The 13,938-nt window shown below is 36.8% G+C and carries 10 protein-coding genes; 4 read left to right on the forward strand and 6 right to left on the reverse strand.

Going from position 1 to position 13,938, the window contains the following annotated elements; translation table 11 throughout:
* Positions 1–186 precede the first annotated feature (186 nt).
* On the reverse strand, positions 187–1,407 hold the full coding sequence (locus J5J03_RS07070) for an IS256 family transposase (protein WP_208587812.1): 1,221 nt from the start codon (positions 1,405–1,407) through the stop codon (positions 187–189).
* 268 nt (positions 1,408–1,675) lie between these two features.
* Complete coding sequence (locus tag J5J03_RS07075) at positions 1,676–2,257, reverse strand: hypothetical protein (protein WP_208587943.1); 582 nt, start codon at positions 2,255–2,257, stop codon at positions 1,676–1,678.
* Positions 2,258–2,517: 260 nt separating this feature from the next.
* Between J5J03_RS07075 and J5J03_RS07080 the strand changes: the two genes are divergently transcribed.
* Positions 2,518–2,742: a phage holin family protein gene (locus tag J5J03_RS07080; protein WP_231710640.1), complete on the forward strand. Its 225-nt coding sequence runs from the start codon at positions 2,518–2,520 to the stop codon at positions 2,740–2,742.
* A 1-nt stretch (position 2,743) separates the two neighbouring features.
* A complete protein-coding gene (locus J5J03_RS07085; protein ID WP_208587945.1) occupies positions 2,744–3,670 on the forward strand; it encodes an N-acetylmuramoyl-L-alanine amidase family protein in 927 nt (308 codons plus the stop codon).
* A gap of 136 nt (positions 3,671–3,806) precedes the next feature.
* Here J5J03_RS07085 and J5J03_RS07090 read toward each other — a convergent pair whose 3' ends face one another.
* From J5J03_RS07090 to J5J03_RS07100, 3 genes are all read right to left on the reverse strand, one after another.
* Positions 3,807–4,271 carry a hypothetical protein gene (locus J5J03_RS07090; RefSeq protein WP_331460448.1) on the reverse strand — a complete coding sequence of 155 codons (465 nt, stop codon included), beginning with the start codon at positions 4,269–4,271 and terminating at the stop codon, positions 3,807–3,809.
* Between the two features lie 328 nt (positions 4,272–4,599).
* A complete protein-coding gene (locus J5J03_RS07095; RefSeq protein WP_208587949.1) occupies positions 4,600–4,947 on the reverse strand; it encodes a YnfA family protein in 348 nt (115 codons plus the stop codon).
* Between the two features lie 305 nt (positions 4,948–5,252).
* Entirely contained in the window at positions 5,253–6,509 is a 1,257-nt protein-coding gene (locus J5J03_RS07100) for a methyl-accepting chemotaxis protein (protein ID WP_208587951.1), read from the reverse strand.
* A gap of 609 nt (positions 6,510–7,118) precedes the next feature.
* Between J5J03_RS07100 and J5J03_RS07105 the strand changes: the two genes are divergently transcribed.
* Positions 7,119–8,318, forward strand: a complete 1,200-nt coding sequence (locus J5J03_RS07105) for a PDZ domain-containing protein (protein ID WP_208587953.1) — start codon at positions 7,119–7,121, stop codon at positions 8,316–8,318.
* 3 nt (positions 8,319–8,321) lie between these two features.
* Here the strand turns inward: J5J03_RS07105 and J5J03_RS07110 are convergent, their stop codons facing one another.
* Positions 8,322–11,549: a DEAD/DEAH box helicase gene (locus tag J5J03_RS07110; protein WP_208587955.1), complete on the reverse strand. Its 3,228-nt coding sequence runs from the start codon at positions 11,547–11,549 to the stop codon at positions 8,322–8,324.
* Positions 11,550–11,702: 153 nt separating this feature from the next.
* Between J5J03_RS07110 and J5J03_RS07115 the strand changes: the two genes are divergently transcribed.
* The gene (locus J5J03_RS07115) at positions 11,703–13,283 is read left to right on the forward strand and encodes a peptide chain release factor 3 (RefSeq protein ID WP_208587957.1); all 1,581 of its coding nucleotides are present in this window, start codon (positions 11,703–11,705) and stop codon (positions 13,281–13,283) included.
* Positions 13,284–13,938: the final 655 nt, after the last annotated feature.

Genomic DNA, 13,938 nt, shown 5'->3' on the forward strand with positions numbered 1-13,938 from the left:
GGGAGTATAAATTATTTTGTGTAAATGGGAATTGCACTCAACTAACATCTAAAGGCTTTACGTGGAGAGGCGGGCGTGATACACTCATCTTTTCCGTTGGCGATAGCTTTGTTTTTTAAAGGTATCTCCATCGCCAAACCATCACGCCCGCAGAGGCTCCATGTCAAGCCGGCACTCTACTAGAGGTCATAGTGACAGCTCCGATTCTAGCCTCTCTCCAAAATAGATGGCAAGTTGTGATATACATTCTGTCCATCCTCTTATCGGCATAGTCCATTTTTTAGAAATTGCCATCGTAGTAAGGTAAATCATTTTGCGCAAAGCTTCATCTGATGGAAAGGCTGATTTTGTTTTTGTTACTTTTCGCAGTTGGCGATGATAGCCTTCTACGATATTAGTTGTATAAATCGCTCTCCGTATTTCGTGTGGATACTGAAAATATGTCGTTAATTCTAACCAGTTTTGTTCCCAAGAGCGTATGATGATAGGGTGCTTTTTGCCCCAAGTTTCTTTGAATGTCGCAAACTCCATTTCTGCTTCTTCTAAAGTGAGCGCTTGATAAACCTTCTTCAAGTCTTTCATCACCACTTTTTGTTCTTTGTAGGAAACGTATTTCATGGAATTTCTGATTTGATGAATCACACAAAGTTGTATCTCTGTGCGTGGAAAGACTGAGTTTATAGCTTCAGAAAAACCAGAAAGCCCGTCTTTACAAGCAATTAAGATATCTTCCACCCCTCTATTTTTTAGATCGGTACATACACCAAGCCAAAAGCTAGAACTTTCACTTTCGCCAATCCAGATACCTAAAATCTCCTTCTGGCCCTCCATATTAATCGCTAATACCGTATAAGCTGCTTTATTGACAATTCGATTTTCTTTCCGAACCTTGAAGTGAATCGCATCTAAGAAAACAATCGGATAAACACGATTTAGCGGTCGATTTTGCCATTCGGTCACCAGAGGCATGATTTTATCGGTAACTTTACTAACCAATGTAGGAGAAATGTCGATGCCATACACATCTCTCATTTGATCTTCAATATCTCTTGTGGACATCCCTTTGGCATATAACCCTAATATTTGTTCTTCAATTCCGTTTACCGTCTTTTCGTGTTTCTTAACAATTTTCGGTTCATAATCGCCATTTCGATCTCTTGGAATATGAAGATCTACTTTTCCAAACTTTGATTGGATCCCTTTCTTACTGTACCCATTTCGACTATTACCTGTGTTATTTCCTTTTATACTGTGTTTCTGGTAGCCTAATTCTTCTTCTAATTCGGCTTCAAATACCTGTTGAAGCGTGTCTTTAAACAATTGCTTCATCATCTCCTGAACATCCTCTACTGTACGACAATCCTTCGTTAGTTCTTTAATCGTTTTGTCATAAAAAAAGTCTTGCATAAATGATCATCTCCTTTTTGGTAAGTATAACCATTTACACAAAACTTTTTACGCTCTCTTTTTACGCAGGGTATCAATTTTGATATCCTGCCTTTATTAATCTAAATCATATTCTGTTCGCACCATTTTGTTAAACAACTTTCATCTCAACTGACTCAAAATAATCCTCCAATATCAAAAGAACCTTCTTCCTTATAGCCGGATTAAAATAATTCCGTTTTTCCTTTGTATTGAAAAAGCCCTGGCGTGAAAAACCAGGGCTTAATCTTTATTCAAATGTCACGCTAACCTCTGCTTGTTCTTCATAATCCATGTTGTCCCAACTAAATACATTTAATAGCATTTCGAAATCTTCTTCCATTGCTGGAAGTTCTCCACCTTCATAATCTTGAATAGTAAGAACTGCATCTGCTGATTTGCCACTTGATACTTCGGTGCTCATCATAAGTAAGCTTTCATCAACCATCTTTCCATCAATTGAAACTTCACGTGCTTGGAATTCTATAGTTTCATCACGCTTATTTTCAACTTCAAAGGTAACATCGATTTTTTCTTCGTCAAAAGTTTCGTCATAGATTCTTTCGATACTAACTAAAGTCGCTTTAAAATTATCGTTGTCTTCAATCTCTTCGTTTATTTCGATAAGCTTATTATCAGACGTTTTTTCCTCTTCTTCTGTAGCTTCAGCTTCTTCACTTCCATCACTTGCTTCTTCTTCACCCGATGCTTGCTCAGTATTTTCTTCTGTTGACTGATTGTCCTCAGATGTACCAGCGTCTTCGCCATCTCCACACGCTACCAGTAGTCCTGCTAGTACAATAGAGAATAGTAAAAGTAATGCTTTTTTCATGGTATGTATTTCCTCCCTTTTAATTATCAATGAATAATATACCATAAATGGAAAATTAATTAAAGAAAAATCAGTACCTACGAAATAAGTAGGTTCTTAAAATGTATGTGATACTATAAATGATACAGTTTTAACCTAAAAATAGTTTTATTTTAATTTTCGCCAAACCTCAAAAATGCTGTTATATAGGCGTTTTATTATATTTTTAAAATTATGTTTTTAGCAAACGCGGAAAGTTACTTATTCTGGTAGTGATCATCTTGGCCAACGTAGTAGATCAAATATTAGGTTTAAATGGTGCAGCGACTGTGCTTTTTTATATTGCCAATGAAGGTTTGAGTATTATCGAAAATCTTGCTGAAGTTGATGTTGTCGTTCCTAAAAACTTAGCTAAGAGAATTCGATCAATGATGGATCAAGAGGGAAATAGTCAAAGAATAACAGAAGAAATCCGCAATGAATTTAATGATAAGGAGGGAAAATAAGATGGTAAAAATCTTTTTAGATCCTGGACATGGTGGTCAAGATCCAGGAGCAGTTGCAAATGGCTTGCAAGAAAAAGTACTTGTATTAGACATTGCAAAACGAATCGAGAAGAAACTAAAGGGTTATCCAGGAATACAAGTTAAACTTAGTCGTACTACAGACAAGTTTCTTTCTTTATCAGAACGTGCGAATCTTGCAAATAGCTGGGGAGCAGATTACTTTATCAGTGTGCACATTAATGCTGGTGGTGGAGATGGTTATGAAGACTTTATTTATAACCGAACTTCTTCAGAGGCTACGAAGGCAAACCAAAACATTATGAATACTGAAGTTGTTAAAGAAACAAGCTTCGACAATCGAGGCAAAAAACAAGCTAACTTTGCAGTGTTACGGTTGACGAGCCTGCCAGCAATACTAACAGAGAATGGTTTTATTGATGACAAATCAGATGCTAATAAATTGAAGTCAGCAAACTTCCGTGACAGGGTAGCACACGGGCATGTAAATGCGATTGTTAAAGTTTTTGGGCTTAATAAGTCTAAAAAACCTGCAAAACCTATCCAATCAAAAAGTAAACAAAAAGAAAAAGAGTTTCTTACTGTTGATGGTAAGTGGGGTACTGAGACAACTTACGAGTTACAAAAAGCGTTGGGTACTATTGCCGATGGTATTATCAGTGACCAATTACGTAATACAATCACCGAAGCTTTATACGGATCCACTATTGATTTTGGCAATGGTAAAAAGGGTAGCTTAGCCATTAAAGCACTGCAAAGCAAGATTGGTGCTAACGTGGATGGTTTACTAGGTCCTAATACGATTGGAAGGTTACAGAAGTATTTAGGTACCGTTTATGATAAGAAATTAAGCCGTCCGTCTCTTGTGGTTAAAGAGTTGCAACGTCGTTTGAATAAAGGTACATTTTAATTAAGTCGTGAATACAATATAATCTATGTCGTTAACAATTGCCCAGGTGTGGAAAGCCTGGGCTTAAATTTTTAATATATACTTCTGCTTATTTCGAAAAAAGTATCCATTAATTAAAGAAGAAATTATCAAAGTTTTAGTTTATACCTTTATTACTTTGTTTGCCTTCTTCATACCAAATCTGAAAAAGGTATATTAAAAGGGCTACGCCTATCATCGTTAAATAGGTAATATGCGGTGACATTTCACCGGTGGCTAAGCCAAGTTTTTGTTGAATTGGATACCATAAATATATGTATGCACCATCTAATATAAGAATTGTTATTATATATGCAATAAATTTTCCATAGGTAAACTTAAATATCCATATTGTTGCTACTAAATAAGCACTATAGACCCAAGGAATATTTGCGACTTTATCCCAGGCAAACAGCCCAGGCTCTCTCCACCAATTATAATGATATGCAGCTTGGTAAATAAGAGTGTTGATTACAGTAACAAACAAAGCAACCGGAAGAAATCTTTTAAAAGTCTTATCTCCAACTAGCACTAGTGATGCGATAGGAATTAGAAACATCCCCCATAGTATTATTTGGTTCACATTAATTCTCCTTAACATATAAAAATTTACTTTTATTTAAATTACCCATTTGTTTAAATTAAATGTATTAATTAGATAAAGGATTAAAGAACACCCAACAAAATTCCTGCAAAAACATCATAATTTTTATCATTTTATCCATACTAAAAAAGCAGTGCCGTAATGCAAACACTAACACTGCATTCCCCTCAACGCCCATCACTAATAAGTGGTGGTTTTTTCCCTTTTATCTTAAAATATCGAAAGTTCTCCCTTCTCACATTGAGTTCAGTCCTTACCCTTTACCACACACCGCTAAACTCCGTATCTCGGGTAAGGATTTTTTATATTAGTTACGCGGTGCAAATAACATGATGGAAACCCCTATAAGGCAAATGCTTGCACCGAGCCAATCATATAAATCAGGTGTTTTTCGATCAACACCCCATCCCCAAAGAACGGATAGTATAATAAATACACCTCCGTATGCAGCGTACACACGACCAAAAGATGGAAAGGATTGAAAGGTAGCAATTACTCCATAAAGTGCTAATCCTAATCCTCCACCGATTCCCCAATAATAGGGTTTACCTTCACGTAACCAGAGCCAAATTAAATAACCACCACCAATTTCAAATAAGCCAGCGAGTATAAACAGTGCAATAGTGTAAAGAATATGAATCACTTCCCATAGCATAAATAATAACCGCATTATACCAGATGATTCATATTTTGTTTACTGCTTATATGGCTACCCTCCCAAACAACTCCTCAATTATCAAATGCACTTTCTTCCTTATAGCCGGATTAAATTTTTTTGTATTAAAAGAGCCCTAGTGTTGAAGGCTACATAATTTTTCATCCATATTTTCCGTACGTAGAGTGTACTGTATTATAATAAAAGTGGAGTAGTTTGTCGAATTAAAGGTGATTCTACTAAATGCAGTTTTAAGTATGTAAAAAGCACCAGTTCTCCCACTGGTGCTAAAAAAGTACGAATAGTTATTTATCTAAAAAGGATTCTCTGAGTGAATGGATTTCTTCTTGCATTTCTTTGGTATCTTCTAATTGATGCTCTAAAGAGTTAGTGACTTCAACAATATGATTATTTGTTTTTTCTGTATTAGATGTTAAATTATCCATCGTTGTTGTAATTTCAGAACTTGATTCTGCGATAGACTGTGTATCTTTATTGATTTTCTTTGTATGCTCAATGTTTTGAACGATACTGTCAATAATGTCTTTGAAACTATCATTTAAATTTAATATACTATTCGCTTCTTTATTAATGCTATCAGCTCTATTTTTAGATTGATTTGAAATATTATCGACATCATATAAAATTCGTTCCACAGTTTCTGTAATTTGTTCTGTAGCTTCAACAGAACCTTCTGCCAATTTCCGAACTTCTTCGGCCACAATTGAGAAACCTTTTCCATGTTCTCCTGCACGTGCAGCTTCGATGGAAGCATTTAACGCTAACAAGTTCGTCTGTTCAGAAATATCATTAATTAAGGTAACAACTTCTTTTATTTTTATTATTTCATCTGAAAGTGTAACAATGGAATTTTTTGTTTGTTCAGATTTTTTTGCGATTTCCGCCATGATTTCAGATGAGTTTTCGATTTGAGAAACACCAGTTTCTGCGCGTTTTTGCATGTTTTTAAAGCTTTCAGTTACTTCTTTTAATTCAATTGCAATGGATTGTATAGTGTCATTCATATTCTCATTTATAGAGGTTGTTTCCTCAAACGCACTTACATTATCATTCGAATAAATAGTAATGCTTTCCTGATGTTCTTTCAACTTAGACAGTGAATCCGTAATCTGATTTACCTTTTTTAAGATGCTTTGCGATTTAGATTCTACAATATCATTTTGCCTTTGTTGATTCGCTTGAAAGGTTGAGATCTGTTCAAATAAATGATTTAATTGTAAACCAAAAAAAGATATTTCACTTTTGAAGTTTTTTTCTTTAAAACGTACTTCATACTCGCCGCTTTCGAATTGTCTTAGCATTTTTTCCATCTTAAAAATAGGCTTTAAAATTAAAAATCTTAAAAGTAAACTAATCAAAATAGTTGCTACGATAATATTCATAAAATTATTTAACCATATACCAATTACGCCTAGGTCAAATCCAGTCATGTCAATCAACGTAATAATAAAATTAGAGATAATGGAGTTTAACAATAATACAATAACAAGAGCCAATGTAATAGTAAACTGTAGTCTTTGCCATATTGGTAGTTTCTTCATAGATGTCATCCTTTCAGTTGTTTTTATAATTCTTATATATATATATATAAGAAAAAAGAACTATAAATTATTCAGAATCATATTTAAAACTATATCAAATTTCCTATGATAATAAAAGAAATATGAACAATCACATGTATTTTTTTTAATAAATTTTATCTAAGTTTTGATGAAAACGGCCAAACTTTTGTTTACTATGAAGATGAAGTAAAAAACTTAATCAATAGAGATCTACACCCGATGAAACACCATCTTCGTAAAAGATGCATCTGATCAAACATGGAGCATATGACAAGGCACCTACCGAATAAGTAGGTGCTTAATTTATCCCTTATTATCATCTACCCACGTATTATTTTCAGTCCAAAACAGCCCCAAAAATAGCCCCAGAAACTCTCAATAGTATACACCAATTTGCATTTGCGTTTTATACTGATTAATAGTAAAGTGTTGATATGATAGAGTTTTAAGTTTTTAAAGATGCACTTTGCGTTTCAGAAATCATAATAGAAGTAATATACATAATTTTCACCAAGATAGATAAGTGGAACTCATTTTTGCCACATTAAGAATCGGCGAAAGACGTTTGTTGGGGAGGGGTTGTTTGGGATGGATTGGTTGATTGAGTTTGGCGGGGTTATCGCACGTGTTTTTATGCAGCCGTTTATCTATTTATTTGTACTGCTCCTATTGCTGAGCGGTTATTGGCGCATTAAAAAGGATCGTCAAAACTTTGGAACAAAAGTATATCCATATTTTCATGAGGCAAAACATACATGGTCGATATCGATCATGATAGGCTTGATCCTATCGATATTAGCGATTGCGTTTGGTTTTGTGATTTCCATACCATTTGCTCTATTATTAGGTCTCGTTATGTTAATCGTTGCAATTGGTAACCGATTTAGTTGGCTTTCGGCAGGATACACGTTAGCCATTGTGTCCGCAATGATGTATTTTCTCAACATATATGGGCAGGATTATCTACCAAGCACTTGGCTCGACTTATTAGATGCAACAGATTTATTTTATATACCTTTTATTATTGGTATTCTGTTACTAACAGAAATATGGTTCTTAGCAAAAGTACAGCATGATGATACGTATCCGGAACTTGTAAAAAGCAGTCGCGGTAAATATTTAGGTCAGCATCGAATCAAAAAATTGACCATTATCCCATTTATTGCTTTAGTACCTGGTGGGTGGATAGAGCCTTTTGCGGAGTGGCCGTTATTAGAGATTTCTGGCGAGTCTTTTGGAGTGATGATTTTACCATATGTTTTCGGTTTTGAATATATCGTGAAGTCACGATTGCCACGTGATGCAGCCAAATGGCTATCCAAAAGGGTTGCATTACTAGCGATATTGACTTTACTAATTGCAGCAGGCAGTTACTTCATGCCATTTTTAACAGTTGTTGCGCTTGTTGTAGCATTCTTAGGAAAAGAGTTAATACAGATTGTTTACCGCTTAGCAGAAGAGCGGCATACACCGTATTTCCGTCCTGCCAAAGAAGGCCTGTTAGTACTTGGAACATTGCCAGATACGCCAGCTGTTGATTTAGGTTTAATTCCAGGGGAAAGAATTGTGAAAGTGAACGAAATAACAGTAGAAAATGAAGAAACCTTTTATCAAGCAGTGAATCAAAATCGAGCTTTTTGTAAATTAAGTGTGAAAGACTTAAACGGTGAAATCCGCTTTGCGCAACGAGCATTATATGAAGGCGAGCATCACAAACTGGGAATATTGTTTGTGAAAGAAAATGATAGCTATGTACAAGAAACCATATTAGAAAAACAAGAGAGCTGATCATCAGCTCTCTTGTTTTTCATTAAATTGCAACAGTTCGCGAATCTCTTCTTCTGATAATTTAGATAGTAACGTTTCGCCTGGCTGAATTATTTGATCGACAAGTTCGCGTTTCTTTTGTTGCAGTTGATAAATTTTTTCTTCAATTGTTCCCTCGGTAATAAATCGAATTACTTGTACCACGTTTTTCTGACCGATTCGATGCGCTCTTCCTGCTGCCTGTTCCTCCACTGCTGGATTCCACCATAGATCATATAAAATCACAGTATCAGCACCTGTTAGGTTAAGGCCTGTTCCACCAGCTTTGAGAGAAATGAGGAAAAATCCTTTTTCTCCTTCATTAAATGCTTCGACCATCTTCATTCGTTGTTCAGAAGGAGTGGAACCATCCAAATAAAATACTTCCTGACCGTTAGCTTCTAATGTATCACGAATAATTTCCAGCATGCTGGAAAATTGTGAAAAAATCAATGTTCGTTTGCCATTTGCTTCTAATTCAGTCGTTAACTCCATCAGCTGATCAAGCTTTCCTGACTTCCCACTATAATTTTCCAAAAACAAACTCGGATGGCAACAGATTTGCCGTAGTCGGGTAAGTCCTGCTAAGATTTGCAGCTTTCCACGATCAAAACCTTTTTCTTCAATGGTTTCATCTAGTTCATTTTGAATCCGTTGTAAGTATCCAATATAAACTTCTTTTTGTTCCTTCGTTAGTTCGGAATATTGAACCGACTCAATTTTGTCTGGAAGTTCATCCAGTACTTCTTTTTTTACTCGTCGTAAAATGAATGGTCTGGTAATCTTGGCGATATAATCCGTATCCAGGTTACTAAATGCTTTTTTGCTACCGAAAAGCCCAGGTGATATTGTATAAAAAATCGACCATAATTCATCCAAAGTATTTTCGATAGGTGTACCACTCAGTGCGAAAAATTGTTTCGCCTGTAATGATCGAACCGCTTTTGCTGTTAAGGTTAAATGATTTTTGATCGCCTGTGCTTCGTCTAAAATAATGCAATCAAACAAGTGATGTTCATACAAATCCTGGTCTTTGCGTAGCGTCGGATAGGATGTAATAAGGATATTGGTATCTTGATGCTGCTGCAACAATTCTCGTCGATCCTGTTTAGGTCCGATAATGACACCCGCAGTCAGTGTTGGTGCGAATTTTTCAACTTCTTTTTTCCAATTGTATAACAGTGATGCAGGTGCAATGACAAGTGCTTGATAGTGACCAGTTTTACCATTTGCTTCTGACAGAATATAACTGATCGTCTGTAATGTTTTGCCTAACCCCATATCGTCCGCTAAAATGCCGCCTAAATGATAATGCGATAATGCTTTCATCCATTGAAATCCAGTGACTTGGTAGTCGCGGACATCCGCATCGAGTTGCTCTGGTAATTCAAATTGTAGCTGCTCTGGATGTTTTAACTGCTCGAGCATTTGCTGGAATGATTCACTATAGCGGTGATCTGTCTTATTCAATGCCTCTTCGACCTGGAAACTCTTAGCAGCTGGAATTGAGATTTTGCCATCTTCCATCTGCTTTTTGGTCAAGTCTAGTGTCCTTTGCAGCCTTTGAAAGGAAGAAAAGTCATCTGATTCTAGATGGATTAGTGCTCCGTTTGGGATTCGATAATATCGCTTTTTTTCAACTAAAGCTTGCAAGATGTTTGCGACATTTTCGTCGGAAATACCTTCCAAGTCAAATTCAATATCTAGCATTCCTTCAGATGGGCGGTAATCGACATTGGATTGTAAGGTAATCTGATCGATGCCTGCCAGCATTTGTTTCACACTTCTTGATAGGAAGACAGACGCTACAGTTTCCATTTGATAGACACCTTCATGGATGAACGAATAAATCGCATCATCATTAAACAAATAAAACGCCTGGTTCATTTCAATAAATGCTTCATCACGAAGCAATTGCAGTGTTTCCTGCTCCTTGTGTGTTTCGCGTTTGACAATTGTTTCCCCTGATCCTTGTTCGGAGAAAGGGGTGAATACGGATTCGCCATAGTGATATTCCACTTCAGCTTTTAAGGCTCCATCTATTTCGTCGACATAGATTTTTGTCTGTAATGGCGCCGTGTTGATCTGCTTTTCCATTTTTTCCGTCATATTTAATGTACCAACCTGTTCAAATTGCGGCATGACATTTTTGACGAAGATATCCATTTCATTTGGCGAAATCATTTGTTTTTTCTTATTTTGAAAAGGGATGACACGGAACAATTTTTCTAAAATCATTTTCTGTTGATACGTTATTTTGTAGAAGTGATGTTCATGGATTACGTATCGATAACTATCTAAAAAGTAATATTCAGATAGATCGGTCATCTCTAATGTATAATTATTGGACTGTTGATAATCGAGATGGAACTGTAGCTGATCAGCCAGTTCGCACACTTCTATTGCTTGATATTCCTTATTGTGTTGATGTCGAAATACATAGTCCATTTCCGTTAGTTGATCTAACAATTGGTCAATTAAACTTGGAGGAATATAAATACTTCTAGGTTGCTCCAATTTCAAAACATAGCTATTTCCGAATAGACGCTCCTGCTCATAACAGGTCAAAAGCATTTCGATCATTTTTTGATCTTTTGATGTAAAGTAATGAATCGATGGATAAAAAGTAAAACTTTGATTTACTTTATAGGATTCACCGCTACTCAACGCTTTTAAAAATCCGCGAATATCTCGAATTACATACGGTCTTTTATCCCCGATTTTTACCTCAATACTAAGGGCATACTGAGAGTTTTTGTTTGCCTTCGTTAAAGACAAAAGGTATTCCGTCTCAATCACTAGCGGTGTCTCTGTCTGTTCTTTTTTATCACGAAATGTATGTAATAGTTGTTTAGCGAACAAATCGGTATCCTGTGTAGGTGCCTGTTGTGCACCACGATCCACTGCGAATTTTCTGCGATTAGATTGCGCATCCTGCGTAATGGCTAATAGCACCGCGGCAACATGTTTACATGTACCATGTGTCTCAAAGGCAGGACAGTTGCATATCGTATCAACTTTCATCTCGTCCGTAAAATAAATGCGAACGGTATAAATTTTCGTTCCTTTCACAAGTCCACGCCAAGAGTTGGATTCCGGATTATAGGAAAGCCCGTATACTTTTCCTGTTTGATAATATTGATAACCTCGCTTATAGAAACGTTCACCAGTAAGCTGGCGGATCGATTGTTCTGTCATTTGAATTTGTTGCAAATTGATCCCATCCTTATTTAAAGAATCCATCATTATATTATATCAGATTCTGTTTTTGATGCCATCCAGATGATATTTTTATTTTATCTCTGTTTGATAAGTGGTAAAATAGGAGAGGTTAAAAGGTACGTTTAGCAGAAAGTAGGTAACAATATGGAATTACAAGAAGAAGTGCAAAAAAGAAAAACATTTGCGATTATTTCTCACCCTGATGCAGGGAAAACAACGATGACAGAAAAGCTATTGTTGTTTGGAAATTTAATCCGCTCGGCAGGTACTGTCAAAGGGAAGAAGTCTGGAAAATTTGCGACATCGGACTGGATGGAGATTGAGAAGCAACGTGGGATTTCGGTCACTTCCAGTGTGATGAACTTTGATTATAAAGGGCATAAAGTTAATATTCTCGACACACCTGGTCACGAAGATTTTAGTGAAGATACCTATCGAACCTTAACAGCTGTCGATAGTGTAGTCATGATCATTGATGCAACCAAAGGGATCGAAGCCCAAACGATCAAGCTGTTTAAAGTTTGTAAAATGCGTGGGATACCGATCTTCACGTTTATTAATAAATTAGACCGGGAAGGACGCGAACCGTTAGAGTTATTAGACCAAATCGAGGATGTCCTAAATATTGAAACCTATCCTATGAATTGGCCGGTCGGCATGGGGAAACGTTTCTTAGGTATATTAGATCGTTACCATGATCAATTTATCCGTTTTAATGGTAACGAAGAAGAAACCTATATACCTATGACTGAGATGGAAAAAGAGGAAGATATTTATAATCATCCGACCTATCAGGATACGGTGGAAGAATTGGAATTGCTGGATGAAGCTGGTGATCAATTTTCGTTAGACCGTGTATTAGCTGGCGAGCAAACACCGGTATTTTTCGGTAGTGCGCTCGCTCCATTCGGGGTCCAGACTTTTTTTGATACGTTCATCGACATGGCTCCTGCACCAGGACCGCGTCGTACAGAAGAAGAAGTCATCAGTCCTGATTATCCTGATTTTTCCGGATTCATTTTCAAAATTCAAGCAAACATGAATCCACAGCACCGTGACCGGATTGCCTTTTTACGTGTCTGCTCTGGCCGTTTTGAGCGTGGTATGAATGTAATGCTTGCTCGTACAGGGAAAAGTATTCGCCTGGGGCAGACGCAACAATTTGTTGCTTCATCACGTGATACGGTAGAAGAAGCCTATGCCGGTGATATTATCGGTGTCTACGATCCAGGATCATACCGAATTGGCGACACAATGATCGAGGGGAAGAAGTCATTTGAATATGATGAACTGCCACAATTCCCACCTGAAATGTTTCAGCGCGTAACGGCAAAGAATGTGATGAAGGCGAAGCAGTTTAGAAAAGGGATCGAGCAACTCGTACAGGAGGGGGCGATCCAATTGTTCCGCGGTTATCCAACCGACTCGATGATCATCGGTGCTGTAGGACAGCTGCAATATGAAGTGTTCCAGCATCGGATGAAAAATGAGTATAACGTAGAAGTGATGCTCGAATCAATTGGTGACCGTATTCCCCGTTGGCTTAAAAAAGAACAAGTCGATCCAACATTATTTGATGAACGCAACCTGTTAGTGAAAGACCGTGAAGGCGAATTCCTCGTGTTGTTTAAAAACGATTTCGCCTTAAGATGGTTCATTGATAAACATCCAGAGATCGACCTTATTGATTTATATGAAGTAAACCAATACGATCAAACCATATGATGAGAAAAGCCACAGCAATGAATAGCTGTGGTTTTTTTGTAAGTACAGAAAGTATAAAATCAGTGCAATGACTGCATTAAGCGAAGTAGTTATTTTGAAATGTTTGATGTATTTTCGCAACGCTCCGACTAATTACTTCGCTTTCCATGGGCACGGCCTCAACTAACTTTGCAAAGTGGATTTTCGGCTCGTGCAATTCTCACAGGAGTCTTCGTAATTAGTCTCCGCTATGAGGAGGTGCAACAATTCTTGTCAGAAGTAATAGATTGATTTTTTACAATAGGTTAAAAATAGTTATTTGTGAGTAAAAACAACCCTGTTACCTCATGCTAGCGTTGTAGAGCATGATAATAGCGCAGGCCGCCGGAGTGGTGGTCAAGCAGTTGATATAATGCCATAATGGGCACTAGAGGAAGCGTGAATCTTGAGCATTTATGATAAGGACTGAGCGAATTTTGCTCGGTTTTTCTTACTGTGTTTGATTGATGATTGAAGGTTGATAGTAAATCTCAAAAGTTGATAGTAAAATCCCCAAAGTTGATAGTAACCCCTAACATAGCTCCGTGATCCACTACTATCCCTCCATTACATCATATCTTTTTATCATCCCGACACCTTTGGTTATAATGTAGAAAGAGAATCAAAAAGCAAAACG

It is taken from the genome of Gracilibacillus suaedae (assembly GCF_017599345.1).
Lineage (GTDB): Bacteria > Bacillota > Bacilli > Bacillales > Amphibacillaceae > Gracilibacillus > Gracilibacillus suaedae.

What these genes read in the sequence shown, in the direction of transcription:
- J5J03_RS07070 (WP_208587812.1), bottom strand. Translation starts at nt 1,407, where the DNA reads ATGCAAGACTTTTTTTATGACAAAACGATTAAAGAACTAACGAAGGAT.
- J5J03_RS07075 (WP_208587943.1), bottom strand. Translation starts at nt 2,257, where the DNA reads ATGAAAAAAGCATTACTTTTACTATTCTCTATTGTACTAGCAGGACTA.
- J5J03_RS07085 (WP_208587945.1), top strand. Translation starts at nt 2,744, where the DNA reads ATGGTAAAAATCTTTTTAGATCCTGGACATGGTGGTCAAGATCCAGGA.
- J5J03_RS07095 (WP_208587949.1), bottom strand. Translation starts at nt 4,947, where the DNA reads ATGCTATGGGAAGTGATTCATATTCTTTACACTATTGCACTGTTTATA.
- J5J03_RS07100 (WP_208587951.1), bottom strand. Translation starts at nt 6,509, where the DNA reads ATGAAGAAACTACCAATATGGCAAAGACTACAGTTTACTATTACATTG.
- J5J03_RS07105 (WP_208587953.1), top strand. Translation starts at nt 7,119, where the DNA reads ATGGATTGGTTGATTGAGTTTGGCGGGGTTATCGCACGTGTTTTTATG.
- J5J03_RS07115 (WP_208587957.1), top strand. Translation starts at nt 11,703, where the DNA reads ATGGAATTACAAGAAGAAGTGCAAAAAAGAAAAACATTTGCGATTATT.